General features: G+C 72.4%; 17 protein-coding genes. 15 read left to right on the top strand and 2 right to left on the bottom strand.

Annotated features, from left to right (window positions below; genetic code table 11):
• The 6 genes from ACGFNK_RS34765 to ACGFNK_RS34740 form a co-directional block, all read left to right on the top strand.
• The coding region (locus ACGFNK_RS34765; RefSeq protein WP_393422356.1) for a zinc-binding dehydrogenase at positions 1 to 495 on the top strand (495 nt) is incomplete at its 5' end.
• A 303-nt stretch (positions 496 to 798) separates the two neighbouring features.
• Positions 799 to 2,589, top strand: coding sequence for an acetate--CoA ligase (acsA, locus tag ACGFNK_RS34760; RefSeq protein ID WP_393422354.1), 1,791 nt, complete (start codon positions 799 to 801; stop codon positions 2,587 to 2,589).
• Positions 2,586 to 3,671, top strand: a complete 1,086-nt coding sequence (gene pdhA / locus ACGFNK_RS34755) for a pyruvate dehydrogenase (acetyl-transferring) E1 component subunit alpha (protein ID WP_393422352.1) — start codon at positions 2,586 to 2,588, stop codon at positions 3,669 to 3,671. Before acsA ends, pdhA begins: the two co-directional genes overlap by 4 nt.
• Positions 3,672 to 3,673: 2 nt before the next feature.
• Complete coding sequence (locus ACGFNK_RS34750) at positions 3,674 to 4,666, top strand: alpha-ketoacid dehydrogenase subunit beta (protein ID WP_393422350.1); 993 nt, start codon at positions 3,674 to 3,676, stop codon at positions 4,664 to 4,666.
• Positions 4,667 to 4,668: 2 nt separating this feature from the next.
• Positions 4,669 to 6,159 (top strand): 2-oxo acid dehydrogenase subunit E2, encoded by a 1,491-nt coding sequence (locus tag ACGFNK_RS34745; RefSeq protein WP_393422348.1) that lies wholly within the window; start codon positions 4,669 to 4,671, stop codon positions 6,157 to 6,159.
• Positions 6,160 to 6,161: 2 nt separating this feature from the next.
• Positions 6,162 to 6,407 (top strand): acyl carrier protein, encoded by a 246-nt coding sequence (locus ACGFNK_RS34740; RefSeq protein WP_393422346.1) that lies wholly within the window; start codon positions 6,162 to 6,164, stop codon positions 6,405 to 6,407.
• 234 nt (positions 6,408 to 6,641) lie between these two features.
• Here the strand turns inward: ACGFNK_RS34740 and ACGFNK_RS34735 are convergent, their stop codons facing one another.
• Together ACGFNK_RS34735 and ACGFNK_RS34730 are read right to left on the bottom strand one after the other, a co-directional pair.
• Positions 6,642 to 7,964 carry a PP2C family protein-serine/threonine phosphatase gene (locus tag ACGFNK_RS34735; protein WP_393422344.1) on the bottom strand — a complete coding sequence of 441 codons (1,323 nt, stop codon included), beginning with the start codon at positions 7,962 to 7,964 and terminating at the stop codon, positions 6,642 to 6,644.
• A 42-nt stretch (positions 7,965 to 8,006) separates the two neighbouring features.
• On the bottom strand, positions 8,007 to 8,861 hold the full coding sequence (locus ACGFNK_RS34730) for a CBS domain-containing protein (RefSeq protein WP_393422342.1): 855 nt from the start codon (positions 8,859 to 8,861) through the stop codon (positions 8,007 to 8,009).
• Between the two features lie 199 nt (positions 8,862 to 9,060).
• On the opposite strand from ACGFNK_RS34730, the gene ACGFNK_RS34725 reads away from it, so the two are divergent.
• Genes ACGFNK_RS34725 through ACGFNK_RS34685 form a run of 9 tightly spaced genes read left to right on the top strand, consistent with a single transcriptional unit; the run spans position 9,061 to position 16,981 of the window.
• Positions 9,061 to 9,561, top strand: a complete 501-nt coding sequence (locus ACGFNK_RS34725; RefSeq protein ID WP_393422340.1) for a hypothetical protein — start codon at positions 9,061 to 9,063, stop codon at positions 9,559 to 9,561.
• The gene (locus ACGFNK_RS34720) at positions 9,561 to 10,544 is read left to right on the top strand and encodes a V-type ATPase subunit (RefSeq protein WP_393422338.1); all 984 of its coding nucleotides are present in this window, start codon (positions 9,561 to 9,563) and stop codon (positions 10,542 to 10,544) included. The genes ACGFNK_RS34725 and ACGFNK_RS34720 overlap by 1 nt, the downstream gene beginning before the upstream one ends.
• On the top strand, positions 10,531 to 12,021 hold the full coding sequence (locus ACGFNK_RS34715) for a V-type ATPase 116kDa subunit family protein (protein WP_393422336.1): 1,491 nt from the start codon (positions 10,531 to 10,533) through the stop codon (positions 12,019 to 12,021). Before ACGFNK_RS34720 ends, ACGFNK_RS34715 begins: the two co-directional genes overlap by 14 nt.
• 2 nt (positions 12,022 to 12,023) lie before the next feature.
• Positions 12,024 to 12,440, top strand: coding sequence for an ATP synthase subunit C (locus ACGFNK_RS34710; RefSeq protein WP_393422334.1), 417 nt, complete (start codon positions 12,024 to 12,026; stop codon positions 12,438 to 12,440).
• Between the two features lie 3 nt (positions 12,441 to 12,443).
• Entirely contained in the window at positions 12,444 to 12,671 is a 228-nt protein-coding gene (locus ACGFNK_RS34705) for a hypothetical protein (protein ID WP_393422332.1), read from the top strand.
• Entirely contained in the window at positions 12,668 to 13,195 is a 528-nt protein-coding gene (locus tag ACGFNK_RS34700) for a hypothetical protein (RefSeq protein ID WP_393422330.1), read from the top strand. Before ACGFNK_RS34705 ends, ACGFNK_RS34700 begins: the two co-directional genes overlap by 4 nt.
• The gene (locus ACGFNK_RS34695; protein ID WP_393422328.1) at positions 13,192 to 14,955 is read left to right on the top strand and encodes a V-type ATP synthase subunit A; all 1,764 of its coding nucleotides are present in this window, start codon (positions 13,192 to 13,194) and stop codon (positions 14,953 to 14,955) included. Before ACGFNK_RS34700 ends, ACGFNK_RS34695 begins: the two co-directional genes overlap by 4 nt.
• A gap of 14 nt (positions 14,956 to 14,969) precedes the next feature.
• Positions 14,970 to 16,373: a V-type ATP synthase subunit B gene (locus ACGFNK_RS34690; RefSeq protein ID WP_393422373.1), complete on the top strand. Its 1,404-nt coding sequence runs from the start codon at positions 14,970 to 14,972 to the stop codon at positions 16,371 to 16,373.
• Positions 16,370 to 16,981, top strand: coding sequence for a V-type ATP synthase subunit D (locus tag ACGFNK_RS34685; protein WP_393422326.1), 612 nt, complete (start codon positions 16,370 to 16,372; stop codon positions 16,979 to 16,981). Before ACGFNK_RS34690 ends, ACGFNK_RS34685 begins: the two co-directional genes overlap by 4 nt.
• The last annotated feature ends 3 nt before the right edge of the window (positions 16,982 to 16,984 follow it).

Genomic DNA, 16,984 nt, shown 5'->3' with positions numbered 1-16,984 from the left:
GTCGGTCTCGCCTGCGTCGTCGTCGCGCGGCTCTACTCGCCCCGCCGGATCATCGTGGTGGACCTGTCCTCCGCCCGGCTGGAAGCCGCCGCCCGCGTGGGGGCCGATGCCGCCGAACTACCGGGGACGATGATCGCCGAGCTGTCCGAGGGACCGGGGGCCGAGGCGGTCATCGAGGCGTCGGGGGAACCGGACGGCTTCGTCCTGTGCACCCGCGCCGTCCGCGCAGGGGGGCACATCGCCAACATCGGCACACACGGCAAACCGGTCACGCTGCATCTCGAATCCCTGTGGCGCAAGAACGTGACGATCAGTACCGGCCAGGTGGACACGTACTCCATACCGTGGCTGCTGGAGCTGGTGAGGTTCGGACGCCTGCACGTCTCACAGCTGGTCACCCACACCTTCGAACTCGATCGGATGGAGGACGCCTACGAGGTGTTCTCGCACGGCACCACCACGGGCGCTCTCAAAGTCGTGCTGCACCGCGAGTGAACCGACCGGCCGACAGAGGTCCGAACAGGTCGGTCGGCCCCTTGTTCCGGGCCGTTCGGCCCTACAACCTCCCGTTGAGCGGCGGTTCTATGGAATTGAGCCGAGGGCCACAAGGAGACACGGCGAAGCGGAGTGAAACCGCGCACCGTGCAATTCGGGCCCGCAAGAAGCGGGCGGCCCCCGGCTCCATGAACGCCGGCAGCGGCCGCCGCTGGTCCCATCGGGCCACTTCCTCCGGTCGAAGTGCGGCCGACGCCGTGCTCGGCGACTCTGGAGATCAGGGCAGTGCCGGGAGGAGCACCCATGCACTGGGAAACCATCCGCAAGGACACCGCACCGGTCGTGCCGCCCTGTCTCACCGACTACGACCGGGCTTGCTCCGCCTTCACCTGGTCGCAGGCGCGCAGCGCGCTGGGCGGGCTGCCCGACGGTGGGCTCAACATGGCCCACGAGGCCGTCGACCGGCACGCGGCCTCGGACCACGCGGACAAGGTCGCGTTGCGGTGCGTCGCCCGGGACGACTCCGTCTCGACCGTCACGTACGGGGAACTGGCCCGTCGTACGGCCCGCTTCGCGAATGTCCTGCGCTCCCTCGGCGTCGGGCACGGGGACCGCGTGTTCACCCTGCTCGGCCGCTGTCCTGAGCTGTACACCGCGGTGCTGGGCGCGCTGAAGAACACCAGCGTGCTCTGCCCGCTCTTCTCCGCCTTCGGCCCGGACCCGGTGGAGCAGCGGCTGCGTCTCGGCGACGCGCAGGTCCTGGTCACCACCGCGGCCCTCTACCGGCGCAAGGTCGCCGAGCGCCGGGCGTCGGTTCCCGGGCTGAAACACGTCCTGATCGTCGGCCCCGGCGCCGGCGAGCTGCCCGGCACCGCCTCCTTCGACAACCTGATGTCCGCTGCCCCGGACACCTTCACCATCCCGCCGACCTCTCCCGACGACATGGCCCTGCTGCACTTCACCAGCGGAACCACCGGCACTCCCAAGGGTGCGGTCCATGTCCACGAGGCGGTGGTCGCCCATCACGCGACGGCCGCGTACGCGCTCGATCTGCACCCCGAGGACGTGTACTGGTGCACCGCCGACCCCGGCTGGGTCACCGGCATGTCGTACGGGATCATCGCCCCGCTCGTCCACGGCGTGACGTTGGTCGTCGACGAGGGCGACTACGACGCCCGGCGCTGGTACCGGATCCTCGGGGAACAGCGGGTCAGCGTCTGGTACACCGCCCCTACGGCCCTGCGCATGCTCATGCGTGCCACCCCGCGACATGGCCCGTACGACCTGCCGCGCTCCTACGACCTGTCGGCCCTGCGCTTCATCGCCTCCGTCGGCGAGCCCCTCAACCCGGAGGCCGTCGTCTGGGGCCGGGACGTGCTGGGCCTGCCGGTGCACGACAACTGGTGGCAGACGGAGACCGGCTGCATCATGATCGCGAACTTCGCGGCCTGCGAGATCCGGCCCGGCTCGATGGGACGTCCGCTGCCCGGCGTCGACGCGACCGTGCTGAAGCAGGGCGAGGACGGCCGGGCACTGGTCACCGACGGCAGGGTCACGGAGCTGCAAAGCCCTGACGTCGAGGGCGAGTTGGCGCTGCGGCCGGGCTGGCCGTCGATGTTCCGCGGCTATCTGCACGACAAGGAGCGCTACGACGCCGCGTTCGCGGACGGCTGGTACCTGACCGGTGACCTGGTCCGCCGGGACACGGACGGCTGGTACTGGTTCGTGGGGCGGGCTGACGACGTCATCAAGTCGGCGGGGCACCTGATCGGCCCGTTCGAGGTGGAGAGCGCGCTGATGGAGCACCCGTCGGTGGCCGAGGCCGGGGTGATCGGACGGCCGGACCCGGTCGCCGGGAACGTCGTCAAGGCGTTCGTGTCGCTGCGCCCCGGTGTCGAGCCGACTTCGGATCTGGAGCGGGAGCTGCTGGCCTTCGGCCGCCGCAAGCTGGGCCCCGCCGTCGCGCCGAGGGAGATCGCGTTCGACCAGGACCTGCCCAAGACCCGCAGCGGGAAAGTGATGCGCCGCTTGCTGCGTGCGCGTGAACTCGGCCTGCCGACGGGCGACCTGTCGACCTTGGAGGGATCGGCATGAGCGCGGCCCGCCCCACCCGCACACGGAAGGACTCGGCGGCACCGAGGTCCGCCAAGAGAACCGCGACGGCCAATCGGAACGCGAGCACCGCATCTCCCGCCGGGCGAGGGGCCGCCGGACACCGGACGGACCAGCTGGAGGCGATGCTGCGCATCCGGCGCTTCGAGGAGCGATGCGTCGAGCTGTACAGCGCCGCGAAGATCCGCGGCTTCGTCCACCTCTACATCGGCGAGGAGGCCGTCGCCGTCGGCGTGAACGAGGTACTGACACCCGAGGACGCGGTCGTCTCCACGTACCGCGAACACGGCCACGCGCTGGCCCGCGGGATCACGGCCGAGGCCGTGATGGCGGAGATGTACGGCCGGACGACCGGGTGCAGCGGTGGCCGGGGCGGATCGATGCACCTGTTCGACGCGAGCCGCCGCTTCTACGGCGGCAACGCGATCGTCGCCGGCGGGCTCCCGCTGGCCGCCGGCCTCGCGCTCGCCGACCGTATGCGGGAACAGTCCCGCGTCACCTGCTGCTTCTTCGGCGACGGGGCGTTCGCCGAGGGCGAGTTCCACGAGACCGCGAACCTGGCGGCGCTGTGGAAGCTGCCCCTGCTGCTCGTCTGCGAGAACAACCTCTACGCCATGGGCACGGCCCTGGAGCGGCACGAGGCACAGACCGACCTGGCCATGCGCGCCGCCTCCTACGGCATGGTCGCCTGGGCCGTGGACGGCATGGACGTCGAGGCCGTCGAACATGCCGCCAGGCGGGCCGTCGAGGGCATCCGGGCCGGCACCGGACCGCATTTCCTGGAACTGCGCACCTACCGCTTCCGCGCTCACTCGATGTACGACCCGGACCGGTATCGCGAGAAGGGGGAGATCGAGCAGTGGAAGTCCAGGGACCCGATCAGCCTTCTCATGGACCGCATGCGCGAGAACGGTGAGCTGGGTGACAAGGAACTCGCCCGGATCGAGCAGCGGATCACCGACGAGATCGACCACGCCGTCGAAGCGGCCGAACAGGCACCCGAGGAGCCGGTCGAGCACCTGCTCCGCCACGTCACCAGTTCCTCGGCGGAGGCGGTGAGTTGACCATGGGAGGCGGAACGCAAGAGGCCAAGACGACTTACCGCGAGGCGATGCGCGAGGCGCTCCGGGAGGCCCTGCGCTCCGACGACCGTGTCTTCCTCATGGGCGAGGACGTGGGCCGTTACGGCGGATGCTTCGGCGTCAGCCTCGGCCTGCTGGAGGAGTTCGGACCCGAACGCGTCCGTGACACCCCGCTGTCGGAGTCCGCGTTCGTGGGCGCCGGCATCGGCGCCGCCCTGGCCGGGCTGCGGCCCATCGTCGAGATCATGACCGTCAACTTCAGCCTGCTCGCCCTCGACCAGATCCTCAACAACGCCGCCACCCTGCTGCACATGTCGGGCGGCCAGTTGCCCGTGCCGCTGGTCATCCGCATGACGACGGGCGCCGGACGGCAACTCGGCGCCCAGCACTCCCACAGCCTGGAAGGCTGGTACGCGCACATCCCCGGCATCCGCGTCCTCACCCCCGCCACCCTGGAGGACGCCCGCCACATGCTGGCCCCGGCGCTCGCCGACCCCGACCCCGTACTGATCTTCGAGCACGGAAGCCTCTACAACGTCTCCGGCGAACTCCTCCCGCCCACCGAACCCGTGGACCTGGACCACGCCGCGATCCGACGCCCCGGCGCCGACATCTCCCTGATCACATACGGCGGTTCGCTGCCCAAGGCCCTCGCGGCGGCGGACGAGCTGGCCGCCGAGGACATCAGCGCGGAAGTGATCGACCTGCGCACGCTCCGTCCCCTCGACGATGCGGCCATCACCGCTTCCGTGGCCCGTACTCACCGTGCGGTGGTCATCGACGAGGCATGGCGTACGGGAAGCCTCGCCGCCGAGGTGTCCGCCCGTATCGCGGAAGGGTCGTTCTACGAACTGGACGCGCCCGTCGAGCGGGTGTGCAGCGCCGAGGTGCCGATGCCGTACGCGCGGCAGCTGGAGGAGGCCGCCCTGCCACAGACCGCCGGCATCGTCGCGGCCGTCTACCGGGCGGTGCACTGATCATGGCCGAGTTCACCATGCCGTCCCTCGGCGCGGACATGGACGAGGGCACGCTCCTGGAATGGCTGGTGGGGCCCGGTGACCTCGTCCACAAGGGAGACCCGGTCGCGGTCGTCGAAACCGCGAAGTCGACGATCGAGGTGGAGTGCTTCGAAACCGGGACCATGACGGAGCTGCTCGTCGAGCCCGGCACGACGGTGCCGGTGGGCACGCCGCTCGCGCTCATTGGGCCGACGGCGGAGAAGCCAGGGGAACCGGAAGGAGCGGGAAAGCCGCAAGAAGCCCGGAAACCGGGGAAGGTCAGGAAGCCCGAAGGCCCCACGGAAGCCGAGAAGGCGGCGGAGCGACGACCTGTCCGCCACGTACCGAAGAAAGGCGAGCCTTCCGAGCCCCCATCCCCGCCACCCGAACCCGCCCCGGTCCCGGTGTCGGTGTCGGCGCCGTCCGCCGCTCGGGAGCGCGGCCACATCGAGGCGGGCCCCTTGGTCCGGCACCTCGCGGAGCAGAGCGGCGTCGACTTGGAGACGCTGCACGGCTCCGGAACAGGAGGCCGCGTCACCCGCACCGATGTCGAGGAAGCGGCGGCCGCCCGAGCCACTGCTCGGCCGCCACGCGTGCGGGCCACCCCGCTCGCCCGGCGGCTCGCCGCCGAACTGGGTGTCGATCTGGCCACGGTGACGGGGACGGGCAGGGAGTCGGCCGTCCGTGCCGCGGACGTACGCCAGGCAGCCCCGGGCCCGGCGGCCCCCGCCGGGCCCGCGTACGCGGGCGCCGCCGCGGTACGTCCTTCCGCGGTACGGCCTTCTGCCGCCCGTCCTTCCGAAGACCGGGCGGCGGCCATGCGCCAGGCGATCGCCGGCCTGGTGACCCGCGCCAACCGGGACATCCCCCACTACTACCTCTCCACCACCGTGGACATGGCCGCCGCGATGGCCTGGCTGCACGAGCACAACCGGCGCAGCCCGGTCGGTGAACGGCTGCTCCCCGCAGCCCTGTTGCTCAAGGCGGTGGCCCTGGCGGCCAGTGAGGTCCCGGAGTTCAACGGCTTCTGGACCGATGACCACTTCACGGCAGGCGAAGGCGTCCACCTCGGCGTGGCCGTGTCCCTGCGCGGCGGAGGGCTCATCGCCCCCGCGCTGCACCACGCCGACACCCTGACACTCACCCAACTGATGAGCGCCCTGAAGGATCTGGTCACCCGGGCCCGCACAGGCAGGCTGCGTGGTTCCGAGGTGTCCGACGCCACGATCACGGTCACCAACCTCGGCGACCAGGGCGTGGAAACCGTCTTCGGTGTGATCTACCCGCCGCAGGTGGCCCTGGTCGGCTTCGGGCGGGTGGCCGACCGGCCGTGCGCCGTCGACGGCCTGCTCGGCGTGCGGCCCGTGGTCACGGCGACCCTCTCGGCCGACCACCGGGCGACAGACGGTGCCGTCGGCGCCCGCTACCTCACGGCGGTCACCCGCCTCCTGCAGAACCCGGAGCAGCTGTGAACATGAACCGAACCGATGCACTGGACATGATCAGGGAATCGATCTCCTCCGTCATCCCCGACACCGACGTCGCCACGCTGGAACCCGACGACGCGTTCCGTGACGTGCTGGAGATGGATTCGCTGGACTTCCTGAGTTTCGTCGAAGTCCTCAGCGAACGGTCCGGCGTGCGCATCGAGGACGAGGACACGCCCCGGCTCACCACGCTGTCCGGCAGCGCCGACTTCCTCGTCGCCCACACCCGGTGACGTGCGCCCGTGGATGCCACGGCCGCAGGGAACAGCCGCCCGCGGCGGGCGACGCCCCCATCGCGGCTGCTGTGCACAGTGAACGACCGACGCGGATGGGGGAAGGGGGAAGTCCGAGCGGCGTACAGCCGCGCCTTGGCGGCAGCGGTGATTGTCTCGGGTCCTCCGGGCCGCGTCCGTGACCGGCGTCGCTTGATGGGCCCGGTTCCCCGTGTGCCTGCTTGAGGTGCTTTGTCAGGCGCGCGGGGTGCAAAGGGCAAGGATGGCCATGTCGTCGTGGCCGTCGCTGGGGTGGTGGTCTGCCAGGGCTTGGACGAAGTCTTGCAGGGGCAGGGCGGCGTGCTCCGTGGCGAGGTCGGCCAGGCGCGCCAGTCCGGTGTCGATCGCGTGCGCGGGGTGCTCGACGAGCCCGTCCGTGAAGAAGAGCACGGTGGAGCTCGCCGGCATGGGGTGGGTGTGGTCGTTGCGCGGCTGGGCGGTGTCGACGCCGAGCGGCAGGTCCGGGTCGGCGTGCAGATAGCTTGCCTGGTGGTCGGGGGTGAGCAGCAGCGGCGGAGGGTGACCTGCGGTGCTCCAGCGCAGTGTCCAGGTGCCCGGCTGGGCGGGTTCGATGCGGGCGAGGCAGGCGGTGGTGACGTGCTCGTCGGTGATCGCAGCGAGGGCCTGGTCAAGGTGGGCGAGAACGGCACTGGGCGAGGTGCGCTGGTCGTAGAGCAGGGCGCGCAGCATGTTGCGGATCTGGGCCATGGCGGCCGCGGCCTGCAGGTCGTGGCCGACGACGTCGCCGATGACAGCGGCGCAGGCGTGGTCGGGCACCAGGAGGGCGTCGTACCAGTCTCCGCCGATGTGGCCAGGTGTGATGGCGGGGCGATAGGCCGCCGCGGCGCCGAAGGGGCGCAGGTCGGGCAGGCGTGGCAGGAGGAGTCGCTGGAAATGTTCGGCGTCGAAGCGGGTCTGCTCGTAGAGACGGGCATCGTCGATGGCCAGGCCCGCGGCGCCGGCGAGTGCGACGATGAGGGCTTCGTCGTGGACGTCGAAGGGCTGCCCGTCGCGCCGCTCGGCGACGTAGAGGTCCCCGTAGATTTTGCCGCGGGTGCTGATCGTGGCCCCGAGCAGGGTGCGCATCGGCGGATGGCCGGGCGGGAAGCCGGCCGAGTCCGGATGGGCGGAGATGTCATCGACCCGCAGCGGTTCCGGGTGGGTGATCAAGTGGCCCAGCAGGCCGCGGCCGTGCGGGAACTCCACCCCAGCCAGGTCGGCCCGCTCCTGCTCGGACAGGCCGGCCGGAATGAATCGATCGAGGTATCTGCCCTTCTCATCGAGCACGCCCAGCGCGCCATAGCGGGCGCCGACCAGCTCCATCGCGGTATCGACGATCAGTTGCAGCACGACGGACAAGTCCACTTCCCGGCCGATGACCGCCTCGTACAGGTCATGCAACTGGTCTTGCGCCCTGGCCAGCGACCTGAGCTGCTCGGCGATCATCTCCAGCTCGGCGCTCAGACGCAGACGCCGGGGGACATCCAGCGGCCCGGGCTGGTTGGGTTGCCTTGGCATCACCGACGCCTGTCCGTCTGCTCTTCGGTCTCGATGGCCTTTTCAGTCGGCTTCCGTCTCGTCGATCACATCGACCACATCGTCGATGTCCCGCACCGATACGAGCAGCTCCGGGCCAAGGGCCTTGTCCAGTCGCCCCGCCATCGTCACCACCCCGTTCTCCACGGCGACCTCGACAGCGCGCGGATCCAGCAGATGCTGACCGACCAGGGACTCGACCTCGGCCCGGATCTCGGCGTCGTCCCGGATCAGCGCCCGCAGCAGATCTCGCCGACTCACCACACCGACCAGCCGACCGCGATGGTCGGTCACAGGCAGCCGCTTCAGCCGCGCGTGAGCGGCGGTCCACGCGGCATCCGCCACGCGCTCCGCCGGGTGGACGGTGACCGGCGGGAAGGTCATCAAGGTGGACGCCGTGTCGCCGTGGCTCTTCTCGTACAGGCGGTGCTGCCGCAGCCTGCCGACAGGTCCGTGCCGGTGCGGTTCCGCCATGACGGCGGCCTTGGCCAGGAGATCCGACTCCGAGACGACACCGATCACGTGGTCGTCGGCGTCGACCACCGGTACGGCGCTCACCTGCTCGCGGGCGAGGGCGTGGGCCACGTCCAGGAACGGCATGTCGCCGGGGACGGAGACCGCCGGAACCTGCATGACGTCCCGCACGTGGAGTACGACCGGTACCTGGGCGGAGGGCGCGGCCGTGGCCGGCGGCTCGGCCCTTTCCTTTCCGGCAGCGGGCTCGGACTCTTCGGTGCTCCTTGCCGACGCGGCGGCGGCGACCGCTGCGAGATAGCGGCGCAGCGCGTCCCGGCGCGGTTCTTCCTGAGGTGTCCAGGGGCGGCCCGGCGTGGCGCGGCGGGCCTCCTTCTCCGCGGAGCTGTGCTCGAAGTCGCTCACGGCCGCCTCCCAGGGGACGCCGTCCACCTACGGGGTCAGTCTCGCATCGATGCAGTGGTGTGGCCTCCGGGCCGAACGGCCCCCGGTGCGGGACAGGTGGCCCAGTGCGACGCGACAGGTTTCCCTCCACCGTAGAGACTGGGAAGCGCTCCACGGGGAGAGTGGAAGCAGGGTCTTGGACCGACCTGGAGGAGAGTTCGTGGCGGGTTTCCGGGACTTTCTGACACGGTTCCGGCCGGCGGCCTCGCCCGGCCGAGCCGCACCGGGCGGTGTCCCCGCGGACCGCTCCGCCGAACTCCGTGCGGAACTCGCACCACCCCTGGCCCTGCTCGAACAGGCGGAGGCGGAAGCCCGGTCCATACGTGAGCGGGCCGCCGACGCCGCCGCGTCACGCCGTCAGGAAGCCGAACGGCAGGCCGAGGCCATCGTGGCCGAGGCGCGTGAGGAGGCCCGTCCGCTACGGGCGCGCACGACCGAGCATGTGCTGCGTGCCGCCGAGGCCGAGGCGGCGGCACTGCGCGCTGCGGCCGAGCGCGAGGCAACCGCCGTACGCGAACGTGCCCGGACCCGGATGTCCCCACTCGCCGACCGTGTGCTCGCACTGGTGCTGGAGGACCTCGCGGCGGAGGAGCGATCGCCACCCGCACCGGCGCCTCACCGGGCTCCGGGCTGCGGAAGGCCCCGGGAGGGTGATCCCTGATGGGAGCCGGATGGGTGGCCGGTGTGACCCGGGCACGGGCTCTGTGGACCAGGTGCCTGGGCGCGGACGGCGTCCGGAACGTGGCCGGGTCCCCGACACTGGATGACGCCTTGCGCTACTTGGCGGCCACCGCGTACCGGCACGACGTCACCCCCGGCGCCACCCCGGCCGAGGCCCAGCGTGCGGTCTCGGCGACTCTGCTGTGGCATCTGCGGGTCCTCGCCGGCTGGCAACCGGCCACCGGCACCGATGCCATCCGGGCACTCGCCGCCGGATTCGAGATCTCCAACACCGAACACCAGCTGCGTTCCCTCTCGGCCGAAACCCCCGGCCCCGCCCCGGTCGAACCGCGACATGCGGGCACGGAACGCCTCCACCCCCCGCCCTACCGCCTGGGCGCGCTGACGATCGCCTGGACGCGACTCGCCCGCACCCGTACGCCGTCGGAGCTGCGTTCCGCGCTGGCGGCCTCCGTCTGGGGCGACCCCGGGGGCGACTCCCCGGCCGCGGTCGCCACCGGCATGCGGGTCTCCGCCGCCCTACGGCTCGCGACCGCCGTTCCCGACGCGGCGCGCTGGGCGGCGGCCCGGCTCGCCCTGCTGTTCGGCCGTGAGGTGTTCGTCGTCGGCCGCCGGATGCCTGACGTCTCCGCCCGCCGAGCAGCCCGCCTGCTCGGCCCGCAAGCGGTGACGGCGGGGTCGTACGCCGACTTCCGGCAGGCGCTGCCAGCCACGGCGCAGTGGCTGCTGAAGGACATCGACGAGGCGGCGGACCTGTGGCGGGCGGAGGCACGGTGGTGGGACGCGGTCGAGCGGGACGGCCGGGAACTGCTGCGCCGGTCCCACTTCGGGCCACAGCCGGTGGTGGGGGCCGTGGCGCTGCTGTCCGCAGATGCGTGGCGGACCCGCGGAGCGCTGGAACTGGCCGTCCGGGGCGGCGGCCCCGGGGACTGGTCCGCGGAGGTGCTGGATGCTCCGGGCTGAAGCGGCGGTACCGGTCCGGATGCGCAGGGTGGCCGTCGTGGCCCCCGAGCAGGCGCTGCGGGAGAGCCTGGTGCGGATCGCCGAGGCGGGCTGCGTCGAGATCGACCTGGCCGGGGACGGAGGGCCGGATGTCCGCGGGCCGGCAGCGACCCACCTGCAGCGTCTGCGCGCCGAGCCGGCACAACCCGTTCTCAGCGAGGCTGCCCCCGATCTGGACGCTCTGGAGCGCGAGGGCCGGACAGACCTGCTGGCAGGTGAGGCGCAGTTGGAGGAACGGCTCGGCAGCGCGGTCCGGCACGGTGCGATCGCGGCGCTGGCCGGCTGGTGCCCCGAGGCGGAGGTGGGCGCGACGGCGGCGCGCATCGCCGGTGCCGGGGGCGCGCTGGTGCCGCTGCGGACCCCGCGCGGTGTCGACCCGCCGACCCTGCTGACCGGAGCGGGCACGGCGCCCCCGGGGTATGCGGCGACGACCGTGCGGCGTTCCTTCACGCCCCTGGTCACGACGTACGGAACCGTGCCCTACGCCGACCTCGATCCCACGATGGCGGCCGGGATCGTCTACGTGGTGATGTTCGGCCTGATGTTCGGCGACGCCGGGCACGGGCTGCTGCTGGTCGCCATCGCGCTCCTGCTTCGGGCGGGGCGGCCTCGCCGTATCGCAACGCTGCGTCCGCTGTGGCCCTTCGTCGCCGGGGCCGGGCTGGCCGCCACTGTGGCCGGTGTGGCGTACGGCGAGTTCTTCGGCCCGACCGGGGTGCTTCCCGTGCTGTGGCTGGAACCGCTGGAGGAGCCCATGCGACTGCTGGCCGCCGCCGTCGGCCTCGGCGCCGTGCTGCTCGCCGTCGCCTACGCCGCGGGGATCGTGAACCGGTGGCGGGAAGGTGGACCGGTGGCGGCTCTGTATGCGACGACCGGCATCGCCGGGGCGGCGCTCTACCTCGGACTCGCCGTCATCGCCGGGTATGTGTGGCTCGGCCAGGCGGCGTACGGCGTCGTGGGGGCCGTGATCGCCGTCGTCGGCCTGGGCCTGGCCGGGGTGGGGCTGTACGCGACCACAGCGGGCGGTCCGGGCGGTGCCGTACAGACCGGCATCCAGCTCTTCGACGCGGTGGTCCGGATCGGCTCCAACGTCGTGTCCTTCGCGCGGCTCGCGGCCTTCGGCCTGACCCATGCGGCGCTCGGCGCGATCGTCTGGGACGGCACGACCGCGCTGGCGGGCCAGGGCCCGGTGGCCGTCGTCGCGGCGGTGCTCGTCTTCCTGCTCGGCAATGCCCTGGCCTTCTCACTGGAGGCGCTGGTGGCGGGTGTCCAGGCGCTGCGGCTGGAGTTCTACGAACTGTTCTCCCGGCTCTTCGAGGGTGAGGGCCGCCCCTTCAGGCCCTGGCACCTGCCCGTGGAGCACATCGCGGGTTCAGCCGCTGCCGGGCCGCCCGTAACAGCGAAGCCTGTCCGGCAAGGCCCGGCGAGGGAGGAGTAATCGTGTTCGCCTGGTTCTTGGCCCTGCCCGTCATCGTCGCGGGATTCGTCGCCGTACGCCTTGTGCTGCGGCGCTCGGGCCGCACGGCCCTGTGGTGGATGGTCGCCGCCGACGCCGTGCTCCTGGTGGCCGCCACCGTGGTGCTGGCCCTGGCGCTCAGCGGCGGATCCGCGCAGGCCGCGACCACGACGGCACAGGAGTCCGGCTCCGGATCCGCCGCCCTGATCGGCGCCGCGATCGCGGTGGCCGGGGCGACGATCGGGGCGGGCATCGCCGTCGCCTACACCGGTGCGGCAGCCCTCGCGGCGCTCAGCGAGCGGCCAGAACTCTTCGGCCGGGCGATGGTCATCGTCGGCCTGGCCGAGGGCATCGCCATCTACGGGCTGGTCGTCGCGGTCATCCTCATCGGGAAGGCGTGACCCATGGGCACCGTCGCCGCCATCGGAGAACGCGCCCGTGTAGCCGGTCTGGCCCTGGCCGGAGCGGTCGTCCTCATCGCCGACGGCCCCGACGACGTACGCCGGATCTGGCGCAGCCTGCCGGACGGTATCGACCTGGTGATCCTCACCCCTACTGCGGCCGAGGCGCTGGAGTCGGATTCGACCGCCCCCGGAGGCTGCCGCCCACTGACCGCCGTGATGCCGCCATGACGACCCCGGCCACCGACCGGACGACGGACGCACTGCGGCCCGTCCGGGAAGAGCTGCTGCGGGCCGCTCACGCCGATGCGGAAGCGCTCCTCGCCCGCACCGAGCGGGAGGCCGCAGCCCTGCTCGGCCAGGCCCGCGCCGAGGCCCGAGCGATCCTCGACGAGGCCCGCGGGCAGGGCGAGTCCGACGGCGCGGATGCCGCCCGTGACCTCCTCGTCAGGGCCCGGCGGGAGGCCAGGTCCCGCGCCCTCGCCGCCCGCCGGAAGTCGTACGACGAGCTGCGCCTCGAGGCCGCCGAACGCGTACGGGAGTTGCGCGGGACCGATGGCTTCGCGTCCCTGCGGGAGCGGCTGGAAAACCGGGCCCGTGTCCTCCTCGGTCCCGGCGCCGAGGTGAGCGAGCACGCCGACGGGGGCGTGGTGGCCCGGGTGCCGGGGAGACGGGTCGACCTCTCGCTGACCGCGCTGGCCGACCGCGCGCTGGACCGTATGGGAGCGGAGGTGCGGAGCCTGTGGGAGCTGTGACGGAAGCCGCTGAGACGCGTCGACGGCCGACTGACCGGCAGTCGGCCACCCGGATCCTGCGCGTCACCGGACCGCTGGTCGAGATGGAGTACACGAGCGGCATCGCGATGTACGACCTGGTCTCGATAGGCCCCGCCGGGCTGCCCGGCGAGGTCGTGGCCATCAGCGGTGACGTGGTCACCGCCCAGGCGTACGAGTACACCGGCGGCCTCGCTCCGGGGCAGACGGCGCTGCCCCAGGGCCGTCCGCTGTCGGTGCGGCTCGGTCCGGAACTGCTCGGCGGGATCTTCGACGGTCTGCTGCGCCCCCTGTCCGGGGCCGGCGACTGGCTGCTGCCCGGCGCGCATCGGGCTGCGGCCGAGGAACGCACCTGGTCCTTCTCCCCCTTGGTGGCGCAGGGCGAGCAGGTGGCCGAGGGACAGGCACTCGGGGAGATCCAGGACGCCGGGCCGGTGCCGGTGAAGGTCCTCGTGCCGCCCGGCTGCGGGGGCGCGGTCGAGGAGATCGCCGTCGCCGGAGACCATGCGCGCGACGCGGTGGTGGCCGTGGTGGGCGGCACCGAGGTGACGGTCGGCGCCCTGTGGCCGGTGCGCCTGCCGCGTCCGGTGCGGGAGCGCGTCGACAGCCACGAGGCCCTGAACACCGGCCAGCGGGTGATCGACCTGCTCTTCCCCGTGGCCCGGGGCAGCACGGTGGCGGTGCCCGGCGGCTTCGGCACCGGCAAGACGGTGCTGCTGCAGCAGATCGCCAAGTGGTGCGACGCGGACGTCATCGTCTACGTCGGCTGCGGGGAGCGCGGCAACGAGATGGCCGACGTCATCACCGAACTGGCGGAACTCCAGGACCCGCGCACAGGTGGACGCCTCGCGGACCGCACCGTGACGATCGCCAACACCTCCAACATGCCGATGATGGCCCGTGAGGCGAGTGTGTACACGGGGGTGACCGTCGCCGAGTACTTCCGGGACATGGGCCTGGACGTGGTCGTCATCGCCGACTCGACCTCCCGGTGGGCCGAGGCGCTGCGCGAGTTCGCCTCCCGTACCGGCGCGCTGCCCGCCGAGGAGGGCTACCCGGCCGGACTGGCCTCCGCCATCGCGGCCTTCTACGAGCGGGCCGCCGCCGTGACCACTCTCGGCGGCGACCGGGGCTCGGTGACCGTGATCGGCGCGGTGTCCCCGCCGGGCGGGGACATGACCGAACCGGTGACCGCGCACACCGAACGCTTCGTCCGCTGCCTGTGGACCCTCGACCGCGACCTCGCCTACGCCCGCCACTACCCGGCTGTCTCCTGGGCCGGGTCCTTCTCCCGGGACGTACCTGTCCTGGCCGCCGGGCACCGGGAGGCCGGAGATCCGGCGTGGAACCGGCGCCGCGACCGGGTGGGAGCAGTGCTGGCGGAGGCCGACCGGCTGGCCGATCTCGTGGACCTGATCGGCATCGCCGCCCTGCCCGCGCGGGAGCGGATCAGCGTGCTCGCGGGGAGGCTGATCCGGGAGGGCGTGCTGCAGCAGAGCGCGCTGTCGGAGCGGGACGCGTATTGCGGCGCGGAGAAGACGGCCGCGCTGGCCGACGCAGTCCTGGCGGTCGCTGATCGCTGCCGCGAGTTGGTGGACTCCGGTGTCCCGGCGGCCTCGGTCGAGGAGGTCGACTTCGGTCCGCTGTTGCGCGCCCGCGAGGACACTGGTCCGCACGACGCCGCCGGGGTGGCGGCGCGGCGGGACACCATGCTCGCCAGGCTGGGGGCGGTGCGCCCATGAACCCGTCCGCATCCATGAGCCTGTCCGGTGGGATCGAGTACACGGCGGTGCGTGAACTCCGGGGACCACTCGCGATCGTCGCAGGCGTCTCGGGGATCGGCTGGGACGAGTACGTGCGCATCACCCTCGCGTCGGGCGAACGGCGCCACGGCGTTGTCCTGGACGCCGACCGCGACCTGGCGGTCGTCCAGGTGCTGGAGGGCACCGCGGGCATGGATCCGGAGGGCGTCCGCGCGGCATTCTCGGGCAGCCCGCTGCGCGTCCCGGTCGGCACGGACTGGCTTGGCCGGGTCTGCAACGGCCGGGGCGAGCCCCTCGACGGCGGCCCGCCCGTATTCGGCTCCCACGCCGCCGAGGTGGGGGGCGCTCCCATCAACCCGGTGCGCCGCGAGCCCCCGTCCGAGCCGGTGCTCACCGGTGTCGGGGCCGTCGACGCCCTGACCACGCTGGTACGGGGGCAGAAGCTACCGGTGTTCTCCGTCGCCGGGCTGCCGCACCTGGAACTGGCGGCCCAGATCGCCGCCCAGGCCACCGCCGCGGGTGAGGCGTTCAGCGTCGTCTTCGCGGGCATGGGACTGACCCACGCCGACGCCTCCTTCGTGCGCGACGCCCTGGAGGAACGGTCGGCGGCCGGGGAACTGGTCCTGCTGCTGAACACCGCCGACGACCCGGTGATCGAACGGATCCTCACCCCGCGCATCGCGCTCACCGTCGCCGAACACCTCGCCTTCACCGAAGGACGGCACGTCCTCGTGGTGATGACCGACATGACCACGTACGCCGAAGCACTGCGCGAGGTTTCCGCCGCCCGCGGGGAGATCCCCGCCCGCCGCGCCTACCCCGGCTACCTCTACAGCGACCTGGCCTCCCTGTACGAACGCTGCGGACGTATCAAGGGCCGCCCCGGCTCGGTCACCGTGCTGCCGGTGCTCACCATGCCCGCGGGCGATGTCACCCACCCCGTGCCGGACCTGACCGGGTACATCACCGAGGGCCAGATCGTGCTCTCGCCCTCAGTACACGCCAGGGGCGTGTATCCGCCGCTGGACGCCCTGTCCTCCCTCTCGCGGCTGATGCGCAAGGGCGCCGGCCCCGGACGTACCCGCGACGACCACCTCGACGTCGCGGCGCAACTGCTGGCCTCCTTGGCCCGGGCCCGCCAGATTCGCGATCTCGCGGACCTGGTCGGCCAGGCGGCGCTGAGCCCCACCGACCGCCACTACCTGGACTTCGAGGAGGCGTTCCTGCGGGACTTCGCCGACCAGCGCAGCGACGAACCGCGCGGTCTCGACGCCTCGCTGGAACGCGGCTGGCGGGCGCTGCTCACCCTGCCCCGCAGTCAGCTCTCCATGCTCCCCGTCTCCCTCCTTGACGCCCACGGGGCGAAGGACGCCCCGGGCGCGGAGGCGTTCCGATGACCGGCGCCCGCTCTGCGCCGCCCGGTCGTGCGGGACGCATGCGCCTACGGCACAGCCTCGACGTCGCCGAGCGCGGCGCCGACCTGCTGGAACAGAAGCTGCGCATCCTCCGCTCCGAGCATCAACGGCTGCTGCGCGCGGAGGAGGCAGCCGGGCGGGCCTGGCGGGATCTTCTGTCCGATGCTGAGAGCTGGCTGCTGCACGGACTGCTCCTGGGCGGGGAACAGGCCCTCGACTCGGCCGCAGCAGGCATCGGCGCCGCCGAGGTCACGGTGAACTGGACCACCTCCATGGGAGTACGCCATCCGGCGGCGGTTTCCACATCCGTACCCTCCCGTCCGCCCACCGCCGCCGCTCCCACCAACACGGCCCTCGTGCACGCCGAGGCGGCCTACGGCCGTGCCGTGCGCGCCGCAGCCGAGTACGCGGCCGCCCACGCCGCCGCCGAGCTGGTAGGCGCGGAGGTCAGCAGCACCCGGCACCGGGTCCGTGCCCTGCGGCGCCACTGGATCCCCCGCCTGCGGGAGGCCCTGGACCGGAGTGACCTGGCCTTGGAGCAGGCCGAGCACGAGGACAGCGTCCGGCGGCGCTGGGCTGCTCGGCAGTAACCG

The sequence above is a fragment of the Streptomyces sp. NPDC048825 genome (genome assembly GCF_043198355.1).
Taxonomy (GTDB): Bacteria; Actinomycetota; Actinomycetes; order Streptomycetales; family Streptomycetaceae; genus Streptomyces; species Streptomyces xiangluensis.
This window is presented reverse-complemented; position numbering and strand designations above follow the sequence as displayed.

Bases quoted from the DNA above. Each gene is read 5' to 3' on its own strand.
- ACGFNK_RS34740 (WP_393422346.1), top strand. From the start codon at position 6,162: ATGAACCGAACCGATGCACTGGACATGATCAGGGAATCGATCTCCTCC.
- ACGFNK_RS34720 (WP_393422338.1), top strand. From the start codon at position 9,561: ATGGGAGCCGGATGGGTGGCCGGTGTGACCCGGGCACGGGCTCTGTGG.
- ACGFNK_RS34705 (WP_393422332.1), top strand. From the start codon at position 12,444: ATGGGCACCGTCGCCGCCATCGGAGAACGCGCCCGTGTAGCCGGTCTG.
- ACGFNK_RS34690 (WP_393422373.1), top strand. From the start codon at position 14,970: ATGAGCCTGTCCGGTGGGATCGAGTACACGGCGGTGCGTGAACTCCGG.
- ACGFNK_RS34700 (WP_393422330.1), top strand. From the start codon at position 12,668: ATGACGACCCCGGCCACCGACCGGACGACGGACGCACTGCGGCCCGTC.
- ACGFNK_RS34685 (WP_393422326.1), top strand. From the start codon at position 16,370: ATGACCGGCGCCCGCTCTGCGCCGCCCGGTCGTGCGGGACGCATGCGC.
- acsA (WP_393422354.1), top strand. From the start codon at position 799: ATGCACTGGGAAACCATCCGCAAGGACACCGCACCGGTCGTGCCGCCC.
- ACGFNK_RS34715 (WP_393422336.1), top strand. From the start codon at position 10,531: ATGCTCCGGGCTGAAGCGGCGGTACCGGTCCGGATGCGCAGGGTGGCC.
- ACGFNK_RS34745 (WP_393422348.1), top strand. From the start codon at position 4,669: ATGGCCGAGTTCACCATGCCGTCCCTCGGCGCGGACATGGACGAGGGC.
- ACGFNK_RS34735 (WP_393422344.1), bottom strand. From the start codon at position 7,964: ATGCCAAGGCAACCCAACCAGCCCGGGCCGCTGGATGTCCCCCGGCGT.
- pdhA (WP_393422352.1), top strand. From the start codon at position 2,586: ATGAGCGCGGCCCGCCCCACCCGCACACGGAAGGACTCGGCGGCACCG.
- ACGFNK_RS34750 (WP_393422350.1), top strand. From the start codon at position 3,674: ATGGGAGGCGGAACGCAAGAGGCCAAGACGACTTACCGCGAGGCGATG.